The 25,362-nt window shown below is 73.7% G+C and carries 25 protein-coding genes; 16 read left to right on the forward strand and 9 right to left on the reverse strand.

All coding sequences use genetic code 11. The features are described from left to right. Window positions 1-74 precede the first annotated feature (74 nt). Window positions 75-260 (reverse strand): CsbD family protein, encoded by a 186-nt coding sequence (locus V7E46_RS05270; protein WP_333767309.1) that lies wholly within the window; start codon window positions 258-260, stop codon window positions 75-77. A gap of 211 nt (window positions 261-471) precedes the next feature. On the opposite strand from V7E46_RS05270, the gene V7E46_RS05275 reads away from it, so the two are divergent. Next, the gene (locus V7E46_RS05275; RefSeq protein ID WP_329172467.1) at window positions 472-1,368 is read left to right on the forward strand and encodes a ribonuclease BN; all 897 of its coding nucleotides are present in this window, start codon (window positions 472-474) and stop codon (window positions 1,366-1,368) included. Window positions 1,369-1,396: 28 nt separating this feature from the next. Here the strand turns inward: V7E46_RS05275 and V7E46_RS05280 are convergent, their stop codons facing one another. After that, the gene (locus V7E46_RS05280) at window positions 1,397-1,753 is read right to left on the reverse strand and encodes an STAS domain-containing protein (RefSeq protein ID WP_333767310.1); all 357 of its coding nucleotides are present in this window, start codon (window positions 1,751-1,753) and stop codon (window positions 1,397-1,399) included. A 193-nt stretch (window positions 1,754-1,946) separates the two neighbouring features. On the opposite strand from V7E46_RS05280, the gene V7E46_RS05285 reads away from it, so the two are divergent. Further along, window positions 1,947-2,831, forward strand: a complete 885-nt coding sequence (locus tag V7E46_RS05285; RefSeq protein ID WP_333767311.1) for a SigB/SigF/SigG family RNA polymerase sigma factor — start codon at window positions 1,947-1,949, stop codon at window positions 2,829-2,831. Between the two features lie 211 nt (window positions 2,832-3,042). On the opposite strand, the gene V7E46_RS05290 is transcribed toward V7E46_RS05285, so the two are convergent. After that, window positions 3,043-3,438 carry an ATP-binding protein gene (locus tag V7E46_RS05290; protein WP_333767312.1) on the reverse strand — a complete coding sequence of 132 codons (396 nt, stop codon included), beginning with the start codon at window positions 3,436-3,438 and terminating at the stop codon, window positions 3,043-3,045. A gap of 312 nt (window positions 3,439-3,750) precedes the next feature. Between V7E46_RS05290 and V7E46_RS05295 the strand changes: the two genes are divergently transcribed. Beyond that, window positions 3,751-4,821, forward strand: a complete 1,071-nt coding sequence (locus V7E46_RS05295) for a glycoside hydrolase family 43 protein (protein ID WP_333767313.1) — start codon at window positions 3,751-3,753, stop codon at window positions 4,819-4,821. 160 nt (window positions 4,822-4,981) lie between these two features. Here V7E46_RS05295 and V7E46_RS05300 read toward each other — a convergent pair whose 3' ends face one another. Continuing rightward, window positions 4,982-5,272, reverse strand: coding sequence for a hypothetical protein (locus V7E46_RS05300; protein WP_333767314.1), 291 nt, complete (start codon window positions 5,270-5,272; stop codon window positions 4,982-4,984). A gap of 25 nt (window positions 5,273-5,297) precedes the next feature. Here V7E46_RS05300 and V7E46_RS05305 point away from each other — a divergent pair, with 25 nt between their 5' ends. Then, the gene (locus tag V7E46_RS05305; RefSeq protein WP_333767315.1) at window positions 5,298-6,107 is read left to right on the forward strand and encodes a hypothetical protein; all 810 of its coding nucleotides are present in this window, start codon (window positions 5,298-5,300) and stop codon (window positions 6,105-6,107) included. A 33-nt stretch (window positions 6,108-6,140) separates the two neighbouring features. Here V7E46_RS05305 and V7E46_RS05310 read toward each other — a convergent pair whose 3' ends face one another. Beyond that, window positions 6,141-9,692 carry a ricin-type beta-trefoil lectin domain protein gene (locus tag V7E46_RS05310; protein ID WP_333767316.1) on the reverse strand — a complete coding sequence of 1,184 codons (3,552 nt, stop codon included), beginning with the start codon at window positions 9,690-9,692 and terminating at the stop codon, window positions 6,141-6,143. 118 nt (window positions 9,693-9,810) lie between these two features. After that, window positions 9,811-10,020 carry a hypothetical protein gene (locus V7E46_RS05315; protein ID WP_333767317.1) on the reverse strand — a complete coding sequence of 70 codons (210 nt, stop codon included), beginning with the start codon at window positions 10,018-10,020 and terminating at the stop codon, window positions 9,811-9,813. A gap of 6 nt (window positions 10,021-10,026) precedes the next feature. Here V7E46_RS05315 and V7E46_RS05320 point away from each other — a divergent pair, with 6 nt between their 5' ends. Further along, window positions 10,027-10,209 carry a hypothetical protein gene (locus V7E46_RS05320; RefSeq protein ID WP_329172453.1) on the forward strand — a complete coding sequence of 61 codons (183 nt, stop codon included), beginning with the start codon at window positions 10,027-10,029 and terminating at the stop codon, window positions 10,207-10,209. Window positions 10,210-10,259: 50 nt separating this feature from the next. On the opposite strand, the gene V7E46_RS05325 is transcribed toward V7E46_RS05320, so the two are convergent. Together V7E46_RS05325 and V7E46_RS05330 are read right to left on the reverse strand one after the other, a co-directional pair. Further along, a complete protein-coding gene (locus tag V7E46_RS05325) occupies window positions 10,260-10,808 on the reverse strand; it encodes a ferritin-like domain-containing protein (RefSeq protein WP_333767318.1) in 549 nt (182 codons plus the stop codon). Between the two features lie 186 nt (window positions 10,809-10,994). After that, window positions 10,995-11,399: an ATP-binding protein gene (locus tag V7E46_RS05330; RefSeq protein WP_333767319.1), complete on the reverse strand. Its 405-nt coding sequence runs from the start codon at window positions 11,397-11,399 to the stop codon at window positions 10,995-10,997. A 145-nt stretch (window positions 11,400-11,544) separates the two neighbouring features. Between V7E46_RS05330 and V7E46_RS05335 the strand changes: the two genes are divergently transcribed. From V7E46_RS05335 to V7E46_RS05355, 5 genes are all read left to right on the forward strand, one after another. Beyond that, window positions 11,545-11,868 (forward strand): STAS domain-containing protein, encoded by a 324-nt coding sequence (locus tag V7E46_RS05335; protein ID WP_333767320.1) that lies wholly within the window; start codon window positions 11,545-11,547, stop codon window positions 11,866-11,868. A gap of 132 nt (window positions 11,869-12,000) precedes the next feature. Continuing rightward, the gene (locus tag V7E46_RS05340; RefSeq protein WP_333767321.1) at window positions 12,001-15,777 is read left to right on the forward strand and encodes a SpoIIE family protein phosphatase; all 3,777 of its coding nucleotides are present in this window, start codon (window positions 12,001-12,003) and stop codon (window positions 15,775-15,777) included. 68 nt (window positions 15,778-15,845) lie between these two features. Beyond that, window positions 15,846-16,814 carry an LLM class F420-dependent oxidoreductase gene (locus V7E46_RS05345; RefSeq protein WP_333767322.1) on the forward strand — a complete coding sequence of 323 codons (969 nt, stop codon included), beginning with the start codon at window positions 15,846-15,848 and terminating at the stop codon, window positions 16,812-16,814. Window positions 16,815-17,091: 277 nt separating this feature from the next. Beyond that, window positions 17,092-18,420 (forward strand): AI-2E family transporter, encoded by a 1,329-nt coding sequence (locus V7E46_RS05350; protein ID WP_333767333.1) that lies wholly within the window; start codon window positions 17,092-17,094, stop codon window positions 18,418-18,420. A 155-nt stretch (window positions 18,421-18,575) separates the two neighbouring features. Beyond that, a complete protein-coding gene (locus V7E46_RS05355) occupies window positions 18,576-19,019 on the forward strand; it encodes an SRPBCC family protein (RefSeq protein WP_333767334.1) in 444 nt (147 codons plus the stop codon). A 54-nt stretch (window positions 19,020-19,073) separates the two neighbouring features. On the opposite strand, the gene V7E46_RS05360 is transcribed toward V7E46_RS05355, so the two are convergent. Continuing rightward, window positions 19,074-19,928, reverse strand: a complete 855-nt coding sequence (locus tag V7E46_RS05360) for a YihY/virulence factor BrkB family protein (protein ID WP_333767323.1) — start codon at window positions 19,926-19,928, stop codon at window positions 19,074-19,076. 500 nt (window positions 19,929-20,428) lie between these two features. Here V7E46_RS05360 and V7E46_RS05365 point away from each other — a divergent pair, with 500 nt between their 5' ends. From V7E46_RS05365 to V7E46_RS05390, 6 genes are all read left to right on the forward strand, one after another. Next, a complete protein-coding gene (locus V7E46_RS05365) occupies window positions 20,429-20,833 on the forward strand; it encodes an ATP-binding protein (protein WP_333767324.1) in 405 nt (134 codons plus the stop codon). A 213-nt stretch (window positions 20,834-21,046) separates the two neighbouring features. Continuing rightward, on the forward strand, window positions 21,047-21,880 hold the full coding sequence (locus V7E46_RS05370; protein WP_443053992.1) for an STAS domain-containing protein: 834 nt from the start codon (window positions 21,047-21,049) through the stop codon (window positions 21,878-21,880). After that, window positions 21,877-22,302 (forward strand): STAS domain-containing protein, encoded by a 426-nt coding sequence (locus V7E46_RS05375; protein ID WP_333767325.1) that lies wholly within the window; start codon window positions 21,877-21,879, stop codon window positions 22,300-22,302. The genes V7E46_RS05370 and V7E46_RS05375 overlap by 4 nt, the downstream gene beginning before the upstream one ends. A 44-nt stretch (window positions 22,303-22,346) precedes the next feature. Then, window positions 22,347-22,700 (forward strand): anti-sigma regulatory factor, encoded by a 354-nt coding sequence (locus V7E46_RS05380; RefSeq protein WP_333767336.1) that lies wholly within the window; start codon window positions 22,347-22,349, stop codon window positions 22,698-22,700. After that, window positions 22,688-23,929, forward strand: coding sequence for an ATP-binding protein (locus V7E46_RS05385; RefSeq protein WP_333767326.1), 1,242 nt, complete (start codon window positions 22,688-22,690; stop codon window positions 23,927-23,929). Before V7E46_RS05380 ends, V7E46_RS05385 begins: the two co-directional genes overlap by 13 nt. Then, a complete protein-coding gene (locus V7E46_RS05390; protein ID WP_333767327.1) occupies window positions 23,926-25,299 on the forward strand; it encodes a PP2C family protein-serine/threonine phosphatase in 1,374 nt (457 codons plus the stop codon). The genes V7E46_RS05385 and V7E46_RS05390 overlap by 4 nt, the downstream gene beginning before the upstream one ends. Window positions 25,300-25,362 lie beyond the last annotated feature (63 nt).

The raw sequence follows: 25,362 nt of genomic DNA on the forward strand, positions 1-25,362 counted from the left end.
AATATTTTAATAAGAGACAGACGATACCCCGCGCCCTGCAGGGCGCGGGGAATCGTCATGTCCCGACGGTGGTGTCAGTCCTCGCGGACGTGCTTCACGGCGTCCTTGATCTTCTCGCCCGCCTGGCGCACGTCGCCCTTGGCCTGGTCGCCGCGGCCCTCGGCTTCGAGATCCCGGTCGCCGGAGACGCGGCCGACCGCCTCCTTGATCTTGCCGGTGGCCTGCTCGGTCTTCGCCCGCGTCTTGTCGCTGTCGCTCATGACCTCACTCCTCTCGTCCGAGGAGGCGCCTGCCCCGCGCCACGCGCCTCATGCGTACCGGAAAAGCGCTTCCCGGCCCGCCGCACCGGCCGAAACCCGCCGCGTACGAGGTCGGCCGGGGGGTATCCGCACAGACGGCGATCCGTGCGGGCCGCGCGGGCGCCGGAGGCGACGCGGGGCCGGAGGGAGCGGGGCCGGAGGGAGCGGGGAAGTGGCCGGAAGAGCGGACCGGGCGAGGGAGGCATGGCGGCGCTCGGCGCCGGGCCGGATCTGGCAGCAGGGCGCGGACATGGAGCTGATGCACCGCTCGATGGGCTTCGCGGCGCTCGGCCTGGTGACGCTGATGCCGCTGCTCATCGTGGTGGCGGCGGCTGTGCCGTACCAGCGCTCGGGCTTCGCGCAGTGGATCGTGGACGGCATGGGCCTGTCGGCGGGGCCCGCGGAGACCGTGCGGCGGCTCTTCTCCACCCCGGGCAAGGTGCTGAGCACCACCAGCGCGCTGAGCCTGGCGGCGCTGGCGGTCTTCGGCCTGTCCTTCGCGGCGAGCGTGGCGACCGGCTACGAGCGGATCTGGGCGCTGCCGGCGAGCCCCTGGCACGCGGCCTGGCGGCGGGCGGTGTGGCTGGCGGCGCTGACCGCGTATCTGTTCGTGGAGGCACAGAGCGGCACGGTGCTGGACGGCGGTGTCCCGGCGACCGCGCTGCGTATCGCCTTCACCCTGGCCTGCGGGGTGCTCTTCTTCTGGTGGGGGCAGCGCTTCCTGCTCGGCAACCGCGTCCCCGGGCGCCCGGCGCTCACCGGCGCGGTGTGCACCATGGTCGGACTGGTGGGCCTGCGGGTCTTCTCGGTGCTGGTGCTCTCGCCCCTGACGCTGACCAGCGCGGTGACGTACGGCCCGGTCGGCACGGTGCTGATGGTGCAGAGCTGGCTGATCGGGGTGGGGTTCGTCATCTTCGGCGGCGCGCTGGTCGGGCGCCAGCTGCACCGCGGGGCGCTGCCCGAAGGCGCCGGGGCCGGGGTGCCGCGGCCGGGTGAGCCCGTCGAACCGGTCGAGCCCGCCCAGCACATCGGACCGCGGCGCCGGCCCCACCGCGCCGGCCGGCGCTGACCCCCTGCCCGGGCGTACGACGTGCGGCTCAGGACCCCTCGGGCCGGCCCGGCGCGACGGCGGGGAAGAGTACCGCGGCGCCGGTGAGGTCGAGCAGACGCTGGACCGGCGCGCTGACGGCCAGCAGGCTGACGCTCCCGGCCTGTTCGAGCGCCGCGAGGCGGGCGGTGGCGAGAACGGTCAGGAAGGTCGAGTCGGCGAAGCTGACCCCGGCCAGGTCGAAGACCAGGTGCGGGTGGTGGGCCAGCGCTCGGGCCACGGCCTCGCGCAGGGCCGACTGCCCGTCGAGGTCCGCGTCTCCCGACACGGTGACCACACTGGGCTCGCCGAGCGCGACGGTGACTCTCAGCACCGGCTCGCCCTCGGGGACGGGACTGGCATTCATGACCGCTCCGCAACTCGAACGCCCTCTGACGCGCTGATTTTTCCACACCCGGACCCAGGAATTCACCAGGTCCGGTAACGAACCGGGAGTGAACCGGTACGAGGCGGCGCGAAGTTCCCGGAAATCTCCGGGTGTGCCGTGTGTGATGCCGGGTAGACGGCCCTCGACCTATTCGACAACGTTGGGCGACCACATGACGGCAACCACATACGGCGCGGGAACAACGACGAAGACGGCGCAGCCCTTCCACAGTGTTCCGGCCGTGGACGGGCTGCCGTTCATCGAAGAGGCGGGAAAGGTCGCGCCCAAGGACGCCCGGCAGCTGTCGAAGCTGTTCTTCGACCGGCTCCAGACGCTGGAAGAGGGCACGGCCGCGTACTCGTACGCGCGCAGCACGCTGATCGAGATGAACATGTCGCTGGTGCGGTTCGCCGCGCGCCGCTTCCGGGGCCGCGGTCCTGAGGAGATGGAGGACATCCTCCAGGTCGGCACGATCGGGCTGATCAAGGCGATCGACCGGTTCGACCTGTCGCGCGAGGTGGAGTTCACGACCTTCGCGGTGCCGTACATCGTCGGGGAGATGAAGCGGTTCTTCCGCGACACCTCCTGGGCGGTGCATGTGCCGCGGCGCCTCCAGGAGCTGCGGGTGGAGCTGGCCAAGGCCCGCGACCACCTCACCGCTGTCCTGGACGCCCCGCCCACCGTCGCCGAACTCGCCGCCTACCTGGAGATCACCGAGGAAGACGTCATCGAGGGCCTGGTGGCCTCCAACGGCTACACCGCGGGCTCCATCGACGTACCTGCCGGCGGCGACGAGGGCGAGGACGCGGGCCGCTCCTACACCGACACCATCGGCGCCCCCGACCCGGCCATGGAACTGGTCGAGGACTTCCACGCGCTCGCGCCGATGCTGGGCAAGCTGGACGACCGGGAACGCCTGATCCTCCAGCTGCGCTTCGGCCAGGAGATGACCCAGGCAGAGATCGGCGCCGAACTCGGCTACTCCCAGATGCACGTCTCGCGGCTGATCTCCCGCACGCTGGCCAAGCTCCGCGCCGGGATGCTCACCGAGGCGTGAGCGACCCGGAAGCCGGGGACGAGCAACGGCTGCGCGCGACCTCCGTGGTCGCGCGCAGCCGCCGTATGTCTCCCCGCCGGGCGTCTCGCGGCATGCCGCCCGTCTCCGGAGGAACGCGGCGGGCTCCGTGCCGATCGTGACCCACTCCGCAAGGCCGCGGCGGGTCCCGCTGCGGCCTTGCGTGCTCCCGCGAGACCGCGGCGGAGGTCGTTCAGGCCACGGGCCGCAGCGCCATCTGCGCGGTGATCCGCTTTCCCTTGGGCGTGGCCGCCACCTTGAAGCTGCCGCAGAGCGCCGTCACGATCTCCAGGCCGTGCCGCCCCACCCGGGCCGGGTCGGGGGTCATCGCCGCGACGGGTTCCTCCGAGGTGTCCCACACCATGATCTCCACCACGTCGTCGGCGACGCGCAGATCCAGGCCGAACAAGCCCCGGGTGTGCTTCACCGCGTTGGTGACCAGTTCACTGACCACCAGGTGTACATCCGCGACCACCGTGGCGGACACCGGCCTCCCCGACCTGGTCAGACCGCTGAAAAGCTCCGCCGCAAGGCGCCTGGCAGCGGCGATGTCCGCCGGCTCGCCGTTGTAGACCTCGCTGATACTCACCACACCACCCTTGGAACGACGATTGCCCCCGACCGCGGCCGTTGCCGACCGCACCGTCCTACCGCAACCGTGACAAGTCGACCGCACAAAACCGGCCGCTCCTGGCGCCTACCCCGACACGGCCGCCCACTCCTGCTCCGGGCATGCCAGTCGCCGGCATGTCCGCGCGGACCCCGCGGACCGGGTGCCCGTCCGGTCATGGTATTGACATGAACAGGGCTAATTACGATCCTGCTGAGGCATGCTCCCACCAGTCCGCTGTTCCTCCGCCGGCCCCGACGCCGAAGCGGAGGCCGATCACGGGACGGGACGATGAAGCTTCTCCGATGTCTGCGCGGCGCCGCCGCCTTCGCGCTGGCCGCGACCCTGGCCGCGGTGGTCCCACTGGTCTGCGGCGCCCCCGCCCGGGCCGGCCAGACCACGCTGCGGGCGGCCGACCCGAGTGTGATCCGGGTCGGGAGCACCTACATCTCCGTACAGTCCGCCGGCGGCGGGATCGCCGTCCGGCAGGCCGCCTCGACGGCCGCCCTTGCCTCCGCGCCCGCGCGGCAGGTCTGGTCCGACACCCACGGCCGCGGCGAGGTCTGGGCCCCGGAGCTGGTCACCGACGGCGGTCGCTACTACATCTACTTCACGGCCGGGACCGGCGCGGCCCACCGGATGTTCGTCATCAGCTCCGCCGCCCCGGACAGCGGATACGGCGCCGAGACGCAGCTCGCCCTGCCGGACGGCAAATGGGCGATCGACGGGACGATGTTCACCTTCGCCGGGCAGCGCTGGTTCGTCTGGTCGGGCTGGGCCGGCGATACCAATGTCGAGCAGAACCTCTACATCGCCCGGATGGGCAGTCCGACCGCGCCGACCGGCGCGCGCTTCATCATCTCGCAGCCGCGGGAGAGCTGGGAGCGGGTGGTCGGCAACCCCTTCATCAACGAGGCTCCGGAAGCCGTCAAGGACCCCAGCGGCCAGCTGCACATCGTGTACTCGGCCAACGGCAGCTGGAGCGACCAGTACTGCCTGGCCGACCTGCGGCTGCGGTCCGGCGGCGACCCGACGTACGTGTGGGACTGGTACAAGTCGAACGGCTGCCTGTTCGGCTCCGACGCCGCCACGATGATGCCCGGCTGGGACCCCACACTGCACGTCAACGGCCCGGGCCACCACAGCTTCGTGCTGCTCAACGGCGACATCGCCACCAGCCCGCCCGCCGGTCCGACCTTCCCGCTGATGTTCCACGCGGTGCCGAAGGGGACGCCGTACTCCTGGGACAACCGCTACTGGTACACCGGCTCCTTCTGCTGGTGGGGCGGGACCACCTACAGCCGGGCCAACGTGCCGGGACCGACCGCCGACACCGGCTGGAGCCTGAAGTTCTTCGAGTAGCCGGCCCGCGCCCGCCCTCCGGGGCCGCCGGTGCCCGCGGCGCGCGGGCACCGGCGTAGCATCGGCCGATGCGCCCCACGACCGCCGCGGCCCCCGTACTTGCCTGCCTGCTCGCCTGCGCCCTCCTGACGGGCTGCGGCGCGTCCGGCGGCGGCTCCGCTCACGCCGGGGCGCCGGCGGCGTCCGCGTCCGTGACGACGGCCGCCGCGAGCGCCGCGCCCTCGGCGCCGGCCACCGTGTCGAGCACCCGCCGGCCCGAACCGTCCCCGGCCACGACGGCGCCGAAGGCGGCTTCGGCCGCGCCCGCGGGCAACCCGGACGGGCACGCGGCGGTGCCGGCCGCCGCGCGGGCGGCCGACACCTCGAAGCCGACCAGGACCGTGGGCAGCGGGACCTCCGCGAGCTGCACCTCGGCAGCGGTGGTGGCCGCGGTCGCCAAGGGCGGGGTCATCACCTTCTCCTGCGGACCGCGTCCCGTGGTGATCACCATGAAGGCGACGGCCAAGGTGCGCAACGCCTCGGCCCGTGTCGTCCTCGACGGCGGCGGCAAGGTCACGCTCAGCGGCGGGGGAAAGCGGCGCATCCTCTCCATGGACACCTGCGACCAGGCGCAAGGGTGGACGACCTCGCACTGCCAGGACCAGAGCACGCCCGAACTCACCGTGCAGAACCTGATTTTCGCCGACGGCGATTCCACCGGCGAGACGGCCGAGGGCGGCGGCGGAGGCGCGATCCTCGTGCGCGGCGGGCGCTTCAAGGCCGTCAACGACCGCTTCGTGCGCAACCGCTGCGACCGCAGCGGACCGGACCTCGGCGGCGCCGCGATCCGCGTCCTGGACCAATACCACGGACTGCCCGTCTACATCACCGGCAGCACCTTCGGCGGGGCGCCCGGCGAGGGCGGGGTCTGCTCCAACGGCGGGGCGCTCAGCAGCATCGGGGTGTCGTGGGTGGTGCTCAACAGCGTCATCAGCTACAACTCGGCGGTCGGCAGCGGCGCCAACCCCGCCCGCGGCGGCACCCCGGGCGGCGGCAGCGGTGGAGGGGTGTACACCGACGGCAACCGCTACACCGTCCGCGTCGAGGGCTCGGTGATCGCGCACAACGACGCCAAGGAGGGCGGCGGCGCCTTCTTCTTCGTCAGCAACGACCACACCGGCACCCTGGCCCTGCGCCGCTCCACCCTGCGCTCCAACCCCAGCCACGGCTTCGCCACGGCCGGCTACCCCGGGGTCTTCTACATCGGCGCAGGGACGCCGGACGTGTCCGGCAGCACGCTGAAGTGACCCCGGGGCCGGGCGCGAGGGGCGCCCGGGCGGTCAGCGCAGGCGGAAGACCTGCGCCGCGGTGCCGTTGCAGTCGTAGAGCTGGAGCGCGTCGCCCTGCTGCTGGAGGCCGCCGGCGTCGTCCAGGCAGCGCCCGGACTGCGCGTTGAGCACGGTGCCGTCCGGCCGGCTCGTCCAGGCCTGCGCGCCCGTGCCGTTGCAGTCCCACAGCCGGACCCGGGTGCCGTTGGCGGTGCCGCCGGCCGCCGCGTCCAGGCACTTGCCCAGCGTGTGCAGCGTACGGTCGCCGGGCGCCGACCAGCGCTGCGCGTCGGTGGAGTTGCAGCCCCACAGCTGTACGGGGGTCGCCGAGGCCGGGTCGGCGTTCGCCACGTCGGCGCACAGGCCGCCGGGGCCGCCGAGCGGGCCCGGCGGCAGCTTCCACAGCTGGGCGCCGGTGCCGTTGCAGTCGTAGAGCTGGAGTTGGACGGCGCCGGGCGCGGGGTTGCTGTCGGGCACGTCGAGGCAGCGGCCCGAGGCCGGGTTGAGCAGGCTGCCGTCGGTGCGGTGGGTCCAGGTCTGCGCGGCCGAGCCCGCGCACGCCGCGAGCGCGACCGGGGTGCGGTTGCCGGTGCCGCCGCCCGACGCGGTGACGCAACTGCCCAGCGTGCGCAGGGTGGAGTCGGCCTGGAGCGCGAACTGCTGGCCCGCGCCGTGGTTGCAGTCGAGCAGCTGGAGGGCGGCCCCGTCGGTGGCGGCGCCGCCGCGGACGTCCAGGCAGTGGCCGGCGTAGCCGATGACCTCGCCGGTGGCCGGGTTGGCCGTCGCGCTGCCGGTCAGTGCGACGGTGTGCGCGGAGTTCAGCGGCAGCGCGGCCGTGGTGACGGTGACCGTGCGGCGCTGCGGATTCCACGACCAGCCGGTCTCCGGCACCTGGACGCCGTCGACGAGCACCGCGGTCGGCGCCGCGGAGTTCGACAGCCGCAGTGTGTACGCCCGCGTGGTCGGGGCGCCGGGCCAACTTCCGCTCTGCGCGCCGATAGTGAGCGTCCGCGCGGTGTCGTTCCAGGACAGCGGCGCGGTCGCCGACTGGCCCGTGGTGTAGCCGGCGCCCTCACCCGCGTCGGAGTACAGCGAGAACGAACCGTTCGCGCCCGCCGCGACGTTGACGGTGAGCGCGGTGAGCGGCTGCTGCGTGTTGTCGGTGTAGTCGGTGCGGGTGGCCAGAATGCCGCCGCCCCTGATCAGCACCGGGAACTGCCCGAGCGGGTCGGTGATCGTCACGGTCGCGGGACCGGTGTAGGTGTGGCCGGTGAAGTAGTCGGTCCAGGTGCCCGGCGGGACCCACACCGACGCCGAGCCGTTGCCCGACGTGTCGTTCGGGGCGGTGACCGGCGCGACCAGCACGTCGTCGCCGTACAGGTACTGGCCCTGCGCGTGATAGGCGGCTTCCTGCGCCGGGTAGTCGAGGTACATCGGGCGCACGATGGGGACACCGGTGGTGTTGGCCTGCCGCGCCAGCGTGTAGGTGTACGGCACCAGCGACTCGCGCAGCCGCAGCGCCTGCTCGGCGGCGGTCTCGGCGGCGCCGGTGTAATTCCACGGCAGCCGGTCGCCGTGGTCGGAGTGCAGGCGGTCGATCGGCTGGAAGGCGCCGAACTGGAGCCACCGTACGTACAGGTCGTCGGGCAGGTGGCCGCCGTGGAAGCTGCCGATGTCGTGGCTGACGTTGGACAGGCCCGCGGCGGCCTCGTCGGCGGTGAAGCGCACCTCGAAGCCGAGCATGTCCCAGGTGGCCGGGGTGTCGCCGGTGAACTGCATGGTGGTGCGGCGCTCCGACCACGGTCCGAGGGCGTAGTTGCTGTCGTCGCCGCCCTGTTCCGAGCCGCCGAGGCGGGCGAAGGAGAAGCCGCGCAGGCCCTTGGCCGCGGCGTCGTCGGCGTACGCCTGGTTGATCAGGTTGTCGGGGGCGACGTGCGGGTCGCTCGCGGTGGAACCGCCGCAGCCGCCGCAGTAGTCCAGCCACCACTCCCGTACGCCCTGCTGCTCGAAGGGCTGGTGCAGGCCGAGGTACGCGGCGAGCTGGGAGGGGCTGGACCAGTCGAAGCGGTAGGTGTTCCCGCTGTCGACGGTGAGCCCGCCCGCCTGGCTGTTGGCGGCGGCGAATCTCGGGTCGTCCCCGTTGATGCTCGGGTGGATGTTCATCGCGACCGCGAGGCCCTGCTGCTTGGTCCAGTTCACGAACGCCTGCGGGTCGGGGAAGAGCGCGGAATTCCAGTTCCAGCCGTTCCACTGGGTCGGCGACTTCCAGTCGGTGTCCACCACGAGCCAGTCGATCGGGGTGTTGTGGCCGCGGAAGGCCGGCAGCAGCGTGTTCTGGTAGTCGGCGGTGCTGTAGGCGTAGTAGCGCGAGTACCAGACCCCGTACGCCGACTGCGGCAGCAGGTCCGTGCCGCCGGTCAGGGCGTTGAGGTCGGACAGGCCCTGCTTGTAGTCCTGGCCGTAGCCGAAGAAGTAGCCGTCCTGGTAGGGCTTGCCGCCGTGGCCGGGACGGTCGGTGACCGTGTGGCCGGCGCCGAGCAGGGCGCTGCGGCTGTCGTCGAGCAGGTACCAGCCGTGCCGGTCGAGGATGCCGGGGTGCTCGGGCACCGGCAGCGTCCTGGGGTTGTCCAGGGTCCGCGACCAGCCGCCGAGGGTGTCGGTCGGCCCGGCGCCGTAGCCGGTGGTGGTCAGGTCGGTCTGTGCCGCCGGGTACGCGGTGGTGGCGACGGGGGTGACGGCGAGGCTGTCGAGGTTGACCCGGCCTGTGTCGCCGGCGTTCTGCACCAGTGCCAGGGTGTCGGTGCCCGCGGTGAGGTGCACGGTCGCAGAGGCGGTGGACCAGGCGTCCCAGGAGGACGTCGCGGGCAGGCTCAGCGCGGGTCCCGCGGCGCCGTTGACCCGGGTGGACAGGGTGCCGGTGCCGCCCGCCGCGTTGGAGTAGCGGACCTGGAGCCGGTAGTCGCCGGTGGCCGGGATCTGCGAGACGTCCTGGCTGATCCCGCTGCCGGTGGCCTCATAGCCGGCCACGAAGCCGCTCCCGGTGTGGCCGCTGTGGTCGTACGCCACCGCGCCGCGCCCGCTGAACAGCGCGTCCTCGGCCTCGCACGCGGCGCCGAGGGCGCAGTACGAGGGGAAGGCGGGCTCGGCCTGGACGCCGGTCGCGGTCAGCGCGACGGTGGTGTTGGCCGCCGTGAAGGGTCCGCTGCCCTGCTTCCAGCGCAGCGTCAGCGCACTGGTCCTGATCTCCCGGTAGCCGTCGGAGGTCACGTCGGTGGTGTAGGCGGGCGGGGCGAAGGAGCGGTTGACCGCGTTGAAGGTGGCGCCGTCCTGGAAGGCGCCGTCGCCGGCGTACTCCAGCCGGATCAGCGTCGGGGTGAGGACCTCGAAGCGCGCGCTGCCGTCGGTGACGGACACCGCCGCGGCGCCGGCCGCGGGCGCCCCGGCCGCGGCGGCGGCCAGCAGCCCGGACAGCAGCGCCAGACACCCCGCGAGGGGGACCAGCGCCCGGCGCAGGCCGCCCCCTCCAGGGCGCCGGTGCGGCTTTCGTACGGAACGAGGGTGCACAGGAGGCCTCCGGAGGCTCGCAGACATCGTTGTCGCGCATAGGGGACGACCGGTCTCGGGACCCGGGAGGGCAACACGAGCGCCGGAGACGCCAGTGTCAACTTGCGACGCGTTCACGTCAAGAAGGCCGGCGCCGGGCCAGGGCCCGCTGGGTGGAGGCGACCGCGGACCTGGCGACCGGGCCGCGCGGGGCGGCGCGGGCGGCGTTCGCGTCGGGGGCGCCGTGCACGCCGCCGCCGGGGTGGGCCCGCCTGTCCGGCCGGGGAAGGCCCGCCTGCTCCCGCCCGGCGACATGGGGGCCGTATGAGCGGCGGTCCGGGGTAGACATGTCGGTATGACCACATCTCGTCCGACCCATGCCACGCCCGATCTGCCGCCCGTCGTCCAGGTCCCCGACCTGCCAGGCGCGGGCGCTCCGGCCGCCGACAGCCGACCGTCGGACCGCCGCGAGGACACCCCGGCCGCCCGGCCTGGCCCCGCGCCGGCGACCGACACCCCGGACGAGCCCGCGGACTGACACCGGGCACACGGTCCACACCCGGCGCCGGTCCGCGGAGGGCGCACCGCTCAGCCGCCGCGGCGCTCCGCGGGCAGGCGCTCCAGCAGCCCGCGCAGGTCGTCCGCGTGCTCCTCCTCCTGCGCGAGCAGGTCCTCGAAGACCCGCCGCGTGGTGGGGTCGCGGTCGCCGAGCCACTTGACGATCTCGGTGTACGAGGCGATGGCGACCCGTTCGGCCACCAGGTCCTCCTCGATCATCGTCACCAGACCGGCGCTCGCGTCGTACTCCGCGTGGGAGCGCCCGGTCAGCGTGTCGGGGTTGAAGTCCGGCTCCCCGCCGAGCTGCACGATGCGGGTGGCCAGCTTGTCGGCGTGCTGCTCCTCCTCCTGCGCGTGCTCCAGGAATTCCGCGGCGACCGGCTCGGAGTACATCCCCGTCGCCGTGTAGTAGTGGCGCTTGTAGCGCAGGGTGCAGACGATCTCGGTGGCCAGCGCCTCGTTGAGGACCTGGAGCACCCGGGGGAGGTCGGCCCCGTAGGCGTCGGTCACCGGCCCCTTGCCGATCTCCTGGCGGGCCCGCTCGCGGATGGTCTCGATATCGGTCAGGAAATCCGCCACTGCACATCCTCCTCGTTGTCGCGCCGCACGCCGCCACCGGTCGAAGCGACCGCAGGACCCGCCGCGCCTCGGGCTATGTGTGCCCTGATCCGCGTCCTCCACGACCGGACCGCGCCGGCCGCGCGGATTCCCCGGCCGCTTTTCACCCTCCCGGCTCAGCGTCACGCTGAGTGACGGTGTGGTGAATCAGGCCGGGTCGGCCACGGGCAGGCGCAGCAGGACGGTGACGGACTTGCCGCGGTCGGTCGCCGTGGACGAGACGGCCTCGGTCAGCGCGGAGACGATCTCCAGCCCGTGCCGCCCGATGCGCTGCGGATCGGGGCTCATCGCGACCAGCGGCTCGGGGGAGCTGTCCCACACGGTGATCTCCACCCCGTGGCCGGCGAACTCCAGGTCCAGGCCGTAGGGGCCCGACGTGTGCTTGGCGGCGTTCGTGACGAGTTCGCTGACCACGAGCTGGGCGGCGTCGGTGACATGCTGCGGGATCGAGACCCCGGTCCGCGCGCGGACGCCGTCGAGGAAGGCCGCCATGCACATGCGTGCGCGCGCGATCGTGCCCGATTCACGACCGTAGACCTCACTCGTGCGCACCGGACATCCTCCTCCGCGACCTCTTGCTGCCCCGGGATCGTACGCCGCCCGTGTGCGCACCCGCGCGCCGCCCGAGCGCTCGGGACCGCCGGAGCGGCGGTCCGCCCGCCGTCCGCGGCGACCGGACCTTCGGCATACTTCCTGCATGTCATCACACGAGAGCGGCCCGGTGCCGCCACCGGTCGTCGAGGCCAGGGGAGACCTCGACGCCGAAACGCTCGGCCCCCTCGCCGCCGAACTCGAGGACGCCGCGGCCGGGCACAGCGCGGTGGTCCTGGACGCCCGCGGCGTCACCTTCGGCGACTCCTCGTTCCTGCGGCTCGTGATGATCTTCCATCAGCGGACGGACCTGCGGATCGCCGCCCCCGGACCCGCCGTCACGCGGCTGTTCGAGCTGGTCAGGGTCGACACCGTGCTGCGGCTCTACCCGAGCGTCGAGGCCGCGCTCGGCGCGCCCCCCGCGGCCTGAGCCGGTGACCGCGGCCTCGCGAGATTGCGCCGGGCGGGGACAGGACGGTTGGATCGCCGTGTACGCGGACGCGGCCCATCCCGCGCGGAGGGCGGCGCCGCCGGACGGCGTACACGGCGGGGGGCGGGCGCGATGGCGGGGTCGACCGACAGCGAGGGGGACGGGAGGGCCGCCTTCCCCGCGGAGCTGCTGTCGGCGGCGCCCGGCAGCGCGGTCAGCGCCCTCGTGGCGGCCACGGCGTGGGAGTCGGGCGCGCTGGGCCCGGTCCAGGACTGGCCCGCGCAGTTGCGCACCGCGCTGGGCGTCTGCCTGAACTCGCCGTTCCCCATGATGATCATGTGGGGTCCCGAGCTGTCGATGCTCTACAACGACGCCTTCGTCCCGATCCTGGGCGCCAGGCACCCGGCCCTGGGCCAGCTGGTCCCGCACGTCTGGTCCGACGCCTGGCCGGTGGTCGGCGGGTGGGTCGACGGGGTCATGGACGGCGGGACCGCCACCTACCGCGAGGACCTGGAGCTGGTCCTCCAGCGCAACGGCTTCGACGAGACCGTCTACTTCACCTTCGCCTACAGCGCCATCCCGGTGCCCGGCGGGGTGGGCGGGGTCCTCACGGTCGTCACCGAGACCACGGGCCAGGTGCTGGGCACCCGCCGGCTCGGGGTGCTGCGCGAGCTGGGCGATGCGCGCTCGGCGCAGGTCACCGACGTCCGCGAGGCGTGCCGGGCCGCGATCGGCGTGCTGGACGCGCACCGCGACGACGTGCCCTTCGCCGTCGTCTACCTGCCGGCGGAGACCGGGCGGACCGCCGAGCCGGTCGCGTGGTTCGGCCTGGACGAGCCCGGGGACGGGCCGGTCCCCTCCACCGTGGCCCCGACCGGGGACGGAGCGTGGATCTGGCAGGCCGCCGCAGACGGCGAAGCCAGGACCCGGCACGGGCTGGCGCTGCCGCTCCGGGCCGGCGGGCACCGGCCGGCGGCCGGACGCACCGGCCACACGACCGTCGACACGGCGGTCGCCCTGCCGCTGGCGGCGGGCGGCGCCGCGCGGGCGCACGGCGCGGTGGTCTTCGGCGTCAGCCCGGACCTGCCGCTGGACGACGCCTACCAGGGGTTCCTGGAACTGGCGGCCGGCCATCTGGCCAAGGCCGTGGCCGACGCGGAGGCCCAGGCCGCCCGGGTGCGCCGCGCCGAGGAGCTGGCCGAACTCGACCGGGCCAAGACCCGCTTCTTCACCTCGGTCAGCCACGAGCTGCGCACCCCGCTGACCCTGGTCGCGGGGCCGGCGCAGGACGCGCTCGCCGACGACCGGCACCCGCTGCCGGCCGTGCAGCGCGCACGTATGGATCTCGTCCACCGCAACGCCGGACGGCTGCGCCGGCTGGTCGACACCCTGCTGGACTTCAGCCGCATCCAGGAAGGGCGGATGCGGGCCGAACCCGTCGCGACCGACCTCGGCGCCCTCACCCGCGGTGTCGCCGAGTCCTTCGCCCCCGCCGTGGAGCGCGCGGGACTGCGCTTCGCCATCGACTGCCCCTCGCCGCCGCGCCCGCTGCTCGCGGACCCCGAACTGTGGGAGCGGATCGTGCTCAACCTGCTGTCCAACGCCGTGAAATTCACCCCGGCCGGCGAGATCCGGGTCGGCCTGCGCACCACCGACGACACGGTGGAACTCGCCGTCCGCGACACCGGGACGGGCATCGCGCCGGACGAACTGCCGTACGTCTTCGAGCGGTTCCGCCAGGCTGGCTCCGCGGGGGGAAGGTCCCACGAGGGCTCGGGCATCGGCCTGGCACTCGTCCAGGAGCTGGCCGCGCTCCACGGCGGCCACGCCCGGGTGTCCAGCGTCCCGGGCGTGGGCACCGAGCTGACCGTCGCCGTTCCCGCACGCTGGGCGCGGACCCCGCCGGTGCGCACGCACCCGGGGCGCGCGGCGGAGAGCCATCTGGCGGAAGCACTGGGGTGGAGCGAACCGGTCGTACAGCCCGGCCCCGCCCCCGGCCCGCCGGCCGGGGCCGACACCATCGTCGTGGCCGAGGACAACGCGGACCTGCGGGCGTATCTGACCGGCCTGCTCCGGCCGCACTACACCGTGACCGTGGCCGCGGACGGCAGGGACGCCCTCGACCTGGCCCGGCGGCAGCGGCCCGGCCTGGTGCTCACCGACGTCATGATGCCCGGCCTCGACGGCTTCGGGCTGCTGCGCGCCCTGCGGGCCGACCCCGCGACCGCCGCCATCCCGGTGATCTTCCTCTCCGCCCGCGCCGGCGACGAGGCGGCCGTCGAGGGGCTGGCCGGCGGCGCCGACGACTACCTGGCCAAGCCGTTCTCCTCCGCCGACCTGCTCGCCAGGGTGCGCTCCAACCTGGACATGGCGCGGCTGCGCACCCACGAGTCCGCCTGGCGCACCGCGCTGGTCGCCGCGATGCAGGACGGGTTCTTCGTGCTGGACGCCGACCTGTCCGTCATCGAGGTCAACGACGCCTTCACCCACCTGCTCGGCCACCCCGCCCGGCAGCTGCCCTGGCCCGTACCGCATCCCTGGTGGCCCACCCTCCAGCAGGACCCGGAGGGCTTGGCCCTGGTCGAGCGGGCGCTGGCCGCCGCGCGCGAGCAGGGCTCGGGGCGGTTCGTGCTGCCGCTGCGGCACCGCGACGGCCACCGGGTGTGGGCCGACATCTCGCTGGACTCCGTACGCGACCGGCGCGGCGGCCCGCGCACCCTGCTGGTCGGCACCCTGCGCGACATCACCACCCGGTACCTGACCGCGGAACGCGACGCCGCCGTCGCCCGCCTCGCCGGGCTGCTCGCCGACATCGACGACAGCGCCCGGGTCCTGGACGTGGCCCTGGCCGAACTCCAGAAGTCCTGGCAGGCCGCCCGGGTGTCCCTGGTGCGCTGGACCGCCGCCGGCGACCCGGTGCCCACGGCCACCACCGGCCCGGCGCCCGCGGCCTCGGACCTGCCCCCCGCACACGCCGGGGACCGGGTCCGCGCGGGCCGCCTGGTCACCGTCCCCGCCGAGGACGGCGCCGCCGAGGACACCCGGATCACCGCGGTCGGCGCGCCCGCCTACGACGGCACAGGGCCCGCCCTGGTCTGGATCGAGTTCAGCCCCGCACGCTTCTTCTCCGTCGCCGACCGCACCGCGCTGATCCAGCTGACCGGCCACCTGCAGAGCGCCCTGGGCCGCTGCCGCGCCTACGACGAGCAGCGCCAGGTCGCCCTGGCGCTCCAGCGCGCCATCCTCGGGCCCAGCGACCTGCCGCCCGCGTTTGCCGTACGCTACGAGCCGGCCAGCTCCACACTGGAGGTCGGCGGCGACTGGTACGACATCGTCCCGCTGCCCGAGGGCCGCTACGGGATCGTCGTCGGGGACGTCGTCGGCAGCGGCCTGCCCGCGGCCACCACCATGGGCCAGCTGCGCAGCGCCGCCCGCGCGCTGCTGCTGGAGAACAGCGGCCCGGCCCACGTCATGGAGGCCCTGGACCGCTTCGGCGCCCTGCTGGACGGCGCCTTCTGCAGCACCGTCTTCTGCGGCGTCATCGACCCGGCCGCCGGCACCCTGCGCTACAGCAGCGCCGGGCACCCGCCGGGCCTCCTCGCCGGGCCCGGCGGCACCACCCGCCGGCTCGACGCGGCCCAGTCGGTGCCCCTGGCCGTCCTCGCCGGCCACCGGCGCCCCGAGGCGAGCACCGCGATCCCCGCCGGCTCCGCGCTGCTGCTCTACACCGACGGGCTGGTCGAACGCCGCCGCGAGACCATCGACGCCGGGCTCGACCGCGCCGCCGGGGTGCTGGCCGCCGGCCGGCACCTGGCGCCCGCCGACCTCGTGGACCTGCTCTGCGCGCGGCTGCTCGGCACCGACCCGCACGAGGACGACGTCGCCCTCCTCGCCTACCGCCAGGACTGACCGCCCGGGGCCGTGCCTTACCGATCCGCGGGCGGTTTTGCCGACCGCGGATCGGTAAGGCGGCTCTTATGGTGCAAATCGGATACACGATGATGACCGAGCAGGCCGGCCCGCGCGATCTCGTCGAGCATGTGGCCGGGGCGGAACGCGCCGGATTCGACTTCTCCGTCACCTCGGACCACTACTCGCCCTGGCTCGGCGCGCAGGGCCACGCTCCGTACGCCTGGAGCGTGCTGGGCGCCGCGGCCCAGGCCACCGAGCGGATCCCGCTGATGACGTACGAGACGTGCCCGACCACCCGCTACCACCCGGCGGTGGTCGCGCAGAAGGCGGCGACGATGCAGTTGCTGTCCGGGGGCCGCTTCCGGCTGGGCCTGGGCTCGGGCGAGAACCTCAACGAGCATGTGGTGGGCGGCGGCTGGCCCACCGCGGCGGTCCGGCTGGAGAAGCTGGAGGAGGCCGTGCGGATCATCAGGGCGCTCCTGGCGGGGGAGGAGCTGGACCACGGGGGACCGCACTTCGAGGCCAGGGGCGCCCGGCTGTGGGACCTGCCCGACGAGCCGCCGCCGCTCGGCGTGGCCGTCTCGGGCGAGCAGTCCTGCGCGATCGCGGGGCGGCTCGCCGACCTGGTCATCGCCACCGAGCCGAAGAGCGAGCTGCTGGCCGCGTTCGACCGGCACGGCGGGGCGGGCAAGCCCCGGGTCGGCCAGCTGCCGGTCTGCTACGACACCGACCGCGACGCCGCGGTCGCCCGTGCCCACGACCAGTTCCGCTGGTTCGGCAGCGGCTGGAAGGTCAATGCCGAACTCCCCGGAACCGCCGGTTTCGCGGGCGCCACCCGGTTCGTCCGCCCGGAGGACGTCGCCGCGTCGGTGCCCTGCGGGGACGACGTCGAGGCCTTCGTGGACGCGGTACGCCCGTACGCCGAGGCCGGTTTCGACGAGATCGCCCTGATCCAGATCGGCGGCGACCAGCAGGGGCCGTTCCTGGACTGGGCGGAGAAGGCACTGCTGCCGGCGCTGCGCGACGCCCTGTAACACCTGTGACGCGAGCCTCCCCGGCGGGACGCCGTTTCCCCGCGTCGTGCCTGTTCGTTGAGCCGTGCGCGGCGCGGACCCGGGCCGGGCGCCCGGTGGCCCGGCCGCGCTCCGGCGCGGGGCCGCGATCGGCGCGAATCGTCGGCGCGGCCGGGGGTAGACGCAAGCCCGACGCCGTGCGCCGCGCCGCAGAGCCGGCCCGGCGCCCGGGTTCCGCATCCGCGGGCCCGGGCCCGGCGGGACCATCATGGCGAAGGGGGATGACGCAGTGTCCGACATGCCGGCCCGCGCGGTACCAAGGCCAGGCTCCGCGGCTCCCGAGCCGCACGGGCCCGACGGCGTCGAGACCCCCGGGGCGCAGGAGATCCTGCTTATCGCCAGTACCGGCACGACCGCCTCCGGCACGACCGCGGCCGAGGCGACCGCGGCCAAGGCGACCGCCTCCGGCACGACCGCCGTCGCCCCGAGTGCCTCAGACGAGGCCTCATCCGACGCGACCGCCGCAAGCGGCACGGAGCCAGCGCAGGACACGGCCGTGGCCGCGGACGGGCGGGTTCGGCCACCCGGGAGAAGGGTGGCGGTCGTCCGGCGGTCCTGGTTCCAGATCGGCTTCGGGCTCGCGCTCGGCGCGATCCTGGCGTGGCTGCTGGTGCAGACCGTACTCAGGCTCAGCGAACTGCTGACGCTCCTGCTGCTCGCCGTCTTCATCGCGGTCAGCCTGGAGCCGGTCGTCGCCTGGCTGGGGCGCCTCGGGCTGCGCCGCGGCTGGTCGGTGGCGGCGGTGCTGGCCGGATTCGCCGGTCTGCTGGCCGGCTTCCTCGCGCTGATCATCCCGCCGGTCACCGACGCGGTGAACGCGCTGACCGACGGCATTCCGCGCTGGCGCCAGCAGTTGCACGACCACCACTCCACCCTGGGCCGGCTGGAGGACCACTACCACATCATCGAAAAGGCGCAGTCGAAGCTGAACTCCGGCGGCGCCTCCCAGGTGGCCGGCGGCGTGCTCGGGGCCGGCCAGCTGGTGATCAGCCTCATCACCTCCACCGTCATCGTGATCACGGTGACCCTCTACATGATGGCGGCGCTGCCTACGATCAAGCAGTTCTGCTACCGCTTCGTCCCCGGCACCCGGCGCCCCCGGGTGGAGGCCGTCACCGAGGAGATCCTCAGCCGGGTCGGCCGGTACATGCTCGGCAACATCGCGACCTCTGCGATCGCCGGGATCGCCACCTTCGTGTGGTGCGAGGCCATCGGCGTACCGTACGGGGCGGCGCTGGGCTTCTTCGTGGCGCTGATGGACATGGTGCCGGTGGTCGGGTCGACAGTCGGCGGCATCGTGGTGAGCCTGGTGGCGCTGACCGTCTCCCTCCCGGTGGCCATCGCCACCGCGGCCTTCTACGTCGGCTTCCGGGTCGCGGAGGACTACCTGATCATGCCGCGGGCCATGAGGTTCGCCGTCGACGTGCACCCGGTGGTGACCGTGGTCGCGGTGCTGGCCGGCGGGTCGCTGCTGGGCATCATCGGCGGCCTGGTGGCCATTCCGGTGGCCGTGGCACTCGGCATCGTGCTCGACGAGTACGTCTTCCCGCGCACCGACGCCTCGTGACCGACCGCGGCGCGCCGGGGCTGGGCGAAGCGGCCGTCAGCGGGTAGGCGTGATCATGGCGGCACCGCCGGCGCTGCCCCGCCCGCGCACGGCCGCCTCACCCGCACACTGTCCAGCGGTGCCGCATGCGCACCGCCGTCCGTCAGGAGAACGCCATGGTCCACGTCCGCCGCTCCTTCACCGTCGAGCGTCCGCTGCCCGCGGTCGCCGCCTACATCGCGGACTTCGCCCACGCGGTCGACTGGGACCCGGGCACGCGCCAGTGCGTACGCGACGGGGACGACGCCGAGCCCGCGGTGGGCGCCCGGTGGCGCAACGTCTCGGTCTTCCGCGGTCGCCGTACCGAGCTGGACTACCGGCTCGACCGCCGTGAGGAGCGCCGGGTGACCTTCACCGGCACCAACAAGACGGCCACCTCCACCGACGACTTCGGCTTCGAGGAGACGGGGGAGGGGACGCGCGTCACCTACGACGCGACCATCCGCTTCCACGGCCTGGCGCGGCTGGCCGATCCCTTCCTGCGCAAGGAGTTCGAGCGCCTCGGCGACGAGATCACCCGTACGCTGCCGGACGCCGTACACGCGGCGGTCCCCAGCTGAGCGGCCCGGCCGGCCGGGCCGTACGATCCGGCAGGCCGGGCTCCCCCGGTGTTCTCAGGCGCCGCTCTTCGCGGCGGCGCCGGACCGGCGGGCCCGCTCGGCGTTGTAGTGGGCCCCGACGAGCAGGGCGAGATTGCTGAACCACATCCACACCAGGAAGGCGACCGCCCCGGCCAGAGGACCGTACAGCCGGTTGTACGTGCCCATGCGGGCGGTGTAGATCGCGAACCCGGCCGAGGTGAGCAGCCACAGGCCGACCGCCACGCCGCCGCCCGGCGCGGTCGCCCGCAGGCTCCGCGCCCCGGTCGGCCCGGAGCGGAAGAGGATCAGGACCGTGGCCGTGGCCACGGCGACCAGCACCGGCCAGCGCAGCGCGCGCCACGCCGACACCACCGGGCTGCCCAGATGCAGCAGGTCACCGGTCCGGTGCGCGACCTCACCGCTGACGATCACGCAGATGGTGCTGCACACCAGCAGGACCAGCAGCAGGAGGGCGGTGAGCACGACGCGCGGCGCGGCACGCCAGGCGGGCCGGTGGTCCTCCACGCCCTGGATGTGGTGCAGGGCCCGCCGGAAGACCGCGGCGTAGCTGCACGCGGCCCATGCGGCGCCCACCCCGCTGAAGGTGGCGAGCGAGGTGGTCGCCGAGGCGTTCTCCGCCATGTGCCGCAGCGTGTTGGCCACCAGCGGCCGGGACTGCCCGGGCATCAGCACCTCAAGGCCGCCCGGGACCCCGCTGGCGTCCGGGCTGCCGGTCAGCCCGACGACCGACAGCGTCATCAGCAGCGCGGGGAAGAGCGCCAGCACCGCGTAATACGTGAGTGCGGCGGCCCGCTCCGTCGCGTCCTTGTCCCAGGCCGCCGCGATGGACCTGGCCAGTGTCCGCACCGCGCCGAAGAACGCCGACACCCGCCCTCCCCGGCGGGGGGCCCGCTGCGTGCCTGGAGGGGCCCCGCCCGCGTCGTACCGGCCTTTCGTCCCGGCGCCCGCGCCCCGGCCCCTGCCGCCGGCCGGCCGCCCCGGCCCACCGGAAGGCGCGCCCTCGCCAGTCGCCACCACAACCCCCTCGAACCCTGAGCCGCGGACACCGCAGCCGACGCCGGACTCCTGCCCCGGTCTGCGCCGGCGACAACACCTCGGGGCTCCCGGGATCGATTCCGGGCCGGAACGCGGACCCTGCGGGCACTCCGAACCTCTGTCGCCGCCCCTTTCGCGGGGCGGAGGGCCGCCGACATGCTTGAATGACATGGACTTCCGCTCCGGCGGTCCGGAGCAGGAAACCTGGCGGGGCGGGCGATCCGGTACGCGGGCGAGTGCGTACCCCGAAAGCGTCGCGTGCGGTGGCCCGGGGTCCTGAGCCCCGTGCCCGGCCTTCGCCCGTCGGGTGGCGAGCGGGGATGGAGGCGGCGGTGCGTGTCAGCGGGACGTACGACGGTGGGTCGGGTTCCATAGCGGAGGCGAGGAGACTGGCCACGGTTTTTCTCGGTCGGGTCGTCACCGAGGGCGCCGCGCCCGTGCCCGCCGACGTCGTGGGGATCGCGCAGCTGGTCGTCAGCGAACTGGTGACCAACGCGGTCAAGCACGTCGGCGGCCCGTGCGGTGTGGACCTCGAACTGGTCGGGGACGCCGTCGAGATCGGCGTCTGGGACCGGTCCTCGCAGCCCGCGACGGTCATGGACCACGATCCGGCCCGCATCGGCCGGCACGGCATGGAGATCGTCGCGGCCCTGTGCGGAGGCTTCGAGGTGCATCTCACACCCACCGGCAAGCGGGTCACCGTCCGTCTGTCGCTGCGTCCGGCCTCCGGCCGGTGAGCTGGAGCAACGCTCGCACGGCGGGCGCGGGACGTAGTTGGCCTCCTGGCACGTGAGCCCGTCGGGTCAGGCGATAAGCTACGCCAGCGGCAGACCGGTCTTCGATCTGTCGCTCTCACGCGAAGGCAGTGCAGCGGTGCCCTGACCTGGTCGGATGTTCGAGACGATGTAGGGGAGCGCACTGTGGTTGCAACGAGCGGAACCGAAGGACTCGTGACCCTGCTGTCCGGCGCGGGCGCCGACAGCGACCCGGCAGCCGAGTGGGCGGACCGCGTGTCGTCCTCCCTGGGCGGGCGCGTCAGCCGGGCGGAGGTCGACCGCGAACTGCGGGAGCTGTACACGGCGCTGCTGGCCGCCCTCGGCCAGGGCAGCCTCGACGCGCACGGCGAGGAGTTCGGCGAGGTGCGGGCCCTGCTGACCGAGCTGTCCCGCAACCGCGCCCGCCAGGGCTTCACCCCGTCGGAGACGGCGCTGAGCGTGTTCGCGCTCAAGCCGGTTCTGGAACCCGGCCTCACCGGTGGCGCGAGCGGCGACATCCAGGCGTACCTCCAGCTCGCGCAGCTCCTCGACGCCCTGGGCCTGTTCACCATCGAGACCTACACGCGGACACGCGAAGAGCTGATCACCGCCCAGGCCGAGCAGCTCCTCGAACTGTCGACCCCGGTGGTCAAGCTGTGGGACGGCGTGATCGGTGTGCCGCTGGTGGGGACCCTGGACTCCGCCAGGACGATGGTGGTCATGGAGAAGATGCTCCAGGCGCTCCTCGACACCGGGTCCGAGCAGGCCATCATCGACATCACCGGGGTGCCGGCGGTCGACACCGAGGTGGCCCAGCACCTGCTCAAGACGGTCGTCGCGGCGCGGCTGATGGGCGCGGAGTGCACGATCTCCGGAATCCGCCCGCAGATCGCCCAGACCATCGTCGCCCTCGGCATCGACTTCGGGGACATCACCACCAAGGCGAGCCTGGCCGACGCCCTGCGCCACGCCCTGCGCCGCTCGGGGACCGCGCTGACCACGCTTCCGGGCGCGGGGGCCGCCCGATGAGCGAGCAGATCCCGATCCTGCAGATAGGCCGCATTCTGCTGGTCTCGATCCAGACCGACCTGGACGACCGCGCGGTGATGGTGCTCCAGGACGACCTGGCGGCCCGCGTGGTGGAATCCGGCGCGCACGGGGTGGTCATCGACATCACCGCCGTGGAGATCGTGGACTCCTTCGTCGGCCGGATGCTGGCGACCATCGCCTCGATCTCGCGGATGCTGGACGCCGAGACCGTGGTGGTCGGCATGCGCCCCGCGGTGGCGATCACCCTGGTCGAGCTGGGATTGTCGCTCGGCGGCGTCAAGACCGCGTTGACTCTGGACAAGGGGCTGCGCGCGCTGGAGCGGTCCCGGGAGCACGCGGAGGCCGGCCCGGACGACAGCGGGGAGTCCGACGGACCGCCCGACCGGGTGTTCGCGCCGTGACCGAGCCGGCGGTGCTCTCCATCACGGCCAACGAAGGCGTGGTGATGGCGCGCCAGATGGTGCGGGCGCTGGCGCAGGAGTGCCGGCTCTCCCTGGTGGAGCAGACCAAGCTGGTCACCGCGGCGAGCGAACTGGCCCGCAACGCGCTGATCTACGGCGGCGGCGGCACGATGACCGCTACTCTGGTCAACGAAAGAGGCAGGCGCGGCGTGCGGGTCGTCTTCGTCGACCACGGACCCGGCATCCCGGACATCGACCTGGCGCTGACCGACGGCTGGACCTCGGGGAAGGGCATGGGCCTGGGGCTTTCCGGGTCCAAGCGCCTGGTCGACGACTTCCTCCTGGACAGCGTCGTGGGGCGGGGCACGACCGTCACGATCGCGAAGTGGGCCAGGTGAGCGCCGCCGGGGTGCCGCCGCTCGTGGACTACGAGGACGTCTCGTGGTTCCGGGACGAGCCCGAGGCCGCCCGCGGCGCCGCGGCGGCGCTGGGCCGCAGGATCGGGCTCGGCGAGCACCGCACCGCGGAACTGGTTCTGGCGGTCGCCGAACTGGCCACCAATATGCGCCGCCACGCCGTCGACGGGTCCTTGCTCCTGCGGGTCGTACGCACCTCCGTTACGGCCGGCGTCGAGGTCGTCGTCGTGGACGGCGGCCCCGGGATCGTTGATGTGGCCGAGGCACTGCGGGACGGCGTCTCCAGTGAGGGCACGCTGGGCATCGGCCTGGGAGCCGTCCGGCGGCTGGCCGACGTCTTCGACATCCACTCGCGGCCCGGGCAGGGCACCGTGCAGCTGGCCAGGTTCTGGCAGGCAGCCGAGCGCCCGCGGCCCGGCGCGGCCGAACCGGCGGTGGGCGGCGTCACCCGTCCCATCAGCGGCGAGCAGGTCTGCGGCGACGCCTGGGCGACCCGCACCGACCTCGCGGACGACGCCCAGGACGCCCGGGAAGCCGGCGGCGCGCGGCCGCAGGCCCCGGAGCCTCCTCCCGCGCAGGCGGTCAACGACTGGGCCGCATTGACGGGCATCCAGCACCGGCCCGGTACGGCCACCTCGGCGCTGTCCGCCGCCACGTCCCGGCGGGCGTCGCGCGCGGTGCCGGTGCCCTCGGCTGTCGCCGGCCGCGGCCCTGCTGTGCTGGTGATGCTGTGCGACGGGCTGGGCCACGGGCCGATGGCCGCGCTGGCCGGCCAGAGCGCCGTGCAGGCCTTCCGCTCCGGCACCTCGCGGCTGCCGGAGCAGATCATGGAGCAGCTGCACAAGGCCCTGCGCGGGACCCGCGGCGCGGCGGTCGCCGTGGCCCGGGTCGAACCGGAGAACGGCCGCCTGCTGTTCTGCGGGGTCGGCAACATCACGGCCGCCCTGGTCACCCGGGACAGCCGGCACAGCCTGCTCTCGCAGCCGGGCATCGTGGGCCACCAGATGCACCAGTTGCGGACGTACGAACACCGGCTGCCGCCGTTCGGCGCGCTCGTGCTGCACTCCGACGGGCTCAACGAACGCTGGACCGCGCAGGACCTGGCGGGCCTGCTGCCGCACGCGCCGACCGTGGTGGCGGCGGGCCTGCTGCGGATGGCGGGAACCCGCCGGGACGACGCGAGCGTGGTGGTCACGAAGGAGCTGTGGTGACACGGGACCTCGGGGTGAGCCGCGCGCTCTACTCGGAGCACGATGTGTTCGCGCTGCGCCGCAGCGCCAAGTCCGCCGCCGTGGCGGCGGGCCTGGAGGAGCGCGACCAGGTGCGCCTGGCCACCGCGCTGAGCGAACTGGGCCGCGACCTGCTGCGCCCCGGCGCCCCGGTCATGGCCTCGTTCGCCATCGAGGAGCAGGCACCGCCGCGGTTGCGGGTGGAACTGGCCTGGCACGACGACCGGGACCCGAGCGAGGAGTCGTTCGCGCTGGCCGCGCGCCTCCTGCCGTACGTGCGGAGCGTCCCGCGCGCCGGCGCGGCCCGCTCCGGTGGGCGTATCGAGGTCGCCTGCGAGCTGCCCGAGGCCACGAGCGCCAGGGACGCGGCCGTACGGGTCCACGAGGCGCTGCGGGCCGATCTGCCGACGATCACCGCGCTGGACGACCTGCGGGCCCAGACCAGGGACCTGGCCGCCGCGCTGGAGGAGTCACGGGCGCAGCGCGACGAACTGGAGCGGCTCAACTCGGAGTTGACCGAGACCAACCAGGGCGTCATGGCGCTGTACGCGGAGCTGTCGGCGGAGCTGGAGGAGACCAACCGCGGTGTGGTGGCCCTCTACGGCGAGGAGCACCAGCTGGCGCTCACCCTCCAGCGGACCTTCCTGCCCTCGGAACTGCCGCAGATACCCCGGGTGGAGCTGGCGGTGCGGTATCTTCCCGCGGCCACCGAGACCGAGATCGGCGGCGACTTCTACGAGGCCGTCGACACCCCCGCCGGCCTTCTGCTGGCGGTGGGCGACGTGGTCGGCCACTCCCTCCAGGCCGCCATCGTCATGGGCGAACTGCGGCATGCGCTGCGGGCGTACGCCGCCGAGGAGCACCGTCCGCACGAGCTGCTGGAGCGCCTCGACCACCTGATGCGGCTGCACCAGCGGGGGTGGACCGCGACCGTCTGCGTTGTCCTGGTCGAGCCCGGCGCGGGCGTGATCCAGGTCGCCAACGCCGGACACCTCCCGCCGCTGCTGATGCGGCCGGGCAAGCAGGGCGACTACCTGCGCGACCACGGCCCGCTGCTGGGCGTCGGCCTTCCGCAGCCGGCCGCGACCGTCCACCAGGTCGATCCGGGCAGCACCGTCGTGCTCATCACCGACGGGCTCATCGAGACCCGCGACCGGGACCTGAGTGAGCGCATGGAGGACCTGCGCGTGGCGACCGCCGCGCAGGGGGCGGCCGGCCCGGAGCGCCTCTGCGACGGTCTGCTGACCGTCTTCGGCGCGGAGCAGGAGGACGACATGATCGTCTTCGCCGCCCGCCTGGACCACTCGCCCGGGGAGACCGCGGACGCCGCCGCGGCCCCCGGGAACGCGTAACGGTTTCAGGGCGGTCCGCCGGGCGTGCCGGGGCAGGGGCGGGGTACGTGGAAGGAGGTCGAC

It is taken from the genome of Streptomyces sp. IBSBF 2435 (assembly GCF_036815005.1).
Classification (GTDB): Bacteria; Actinomycetota; Actinomycetes; order Streptomycetales; family Streptomycetaceae; genus Actinacidiphila.

What these genes read in the sequence shown, in the direction of transcription:
- V7E46_RS05335 (WP_333767320.1), top strand. Translation starts at nt 11,545, where the DNA reads ATGTCATCACACGAGAGCGGCCCGGTGCCGCCACCGGTCGTCGAGGCC.
- V7E46_RS05380 (WP_333767336.1), top strand. Translation starts at nt 22,347, where the DNA reads ATGGCGCGCCAGATGGTGCGGGCGCTGGCGCAGGAGTGCCGGCTCTCC.
- V7E46_RS05315 (WP_333767317.1), bottom strand. Translation starts at nt 10,020, where the DNA reads ATGTCTACCCCGGACCGCCGCTCATACGGCCCCCATGTCGCCGGGCGG.
- V7E46_RS05285 (WP_333767311.1), top strand. Translation starts at nt 1,947, where the DNA reads ATGACGGCAACCACATACGGCGCGGGAACAACGACGAAGACGGCGCAG.
- V7E46_RS05320 (WP_329172453.1), top strand. Translation starts at nt 10,027, where the DNA reads ATGACCACATCTCGTCCGACCCATGCCACGCCCGATCTGCCGCCCGTC.
- V7E46_RS05375 (WP_333767325.1), top strand. Translation starts at nt 21,877, where the DNA reads ATGAGCGAGCAGATCCCGATCCTGCAGATAGGCCGCATTCTGCTGGTC.
- V7E46_RS05340 (WP_333767321.1), top strand. Translation starts at nt 12,001, where the DNA reads ATGGCGGGGTCGACCGACAGCGAGGGGGACGGGAGGGCCGCCTTCCCC.
- V7E46_RS05295 (WP_333767313.1), top strand. Translation starts at nt 3,751, where the DNA reads ATGAAGCTTCTCCGATGTCTGCGCGGCGCCGCCGCCTTCGCGCTGGCC.
- V7E46_RS05300 (WP_333767314.1), bottom strand. Translation starts at nt 5,272, where the DNA reads ATGACCCCGCCCTTGGCGACCGCGGCCACCACCGCTGCCGAGGTGCAG.
- V7E46_RS05280 (WP_333767310.1), bottom strand. Translation starts at nt 1,753, where the DNA reads ATGAATGCCAGTCCCGTCCCCGAGGGCGAGCCGGTGCTGAGAGTCACC.
- V7E46_RS05355 (WP_333767334.1), top strand. Translation starts at nt 18,576, where the DNA reads ATGGTCCACGTCCGCCGCTCCTTCACCGTCGAGCGTCCGCTGCCCGCG.
- V7E46_RS05345 (WP_333767322.1), top strand. Translation starts at nt 15,846, where the DNA reads ATGGTGCAAATCGGATACACGATGATGACCGAGCAGGCCGGCCCGCGC.
- V7E46_RS05350 (WP_333767333.1), top strand. Translation starts at nt 17,092, where the DNA reads ATGCCGGCCCGCGCGGTACCAAGGCCAGGCTCCGCGGCTCCCGAGCCG.
- V7E46_RS05270 (WP_333767309.1), bottom strand. Translation starts at nt 260, where the DNA reads ATGAGCGACAGCGACAAGACGCGGGCGAAGACCGAGCAGGCCACCGGC.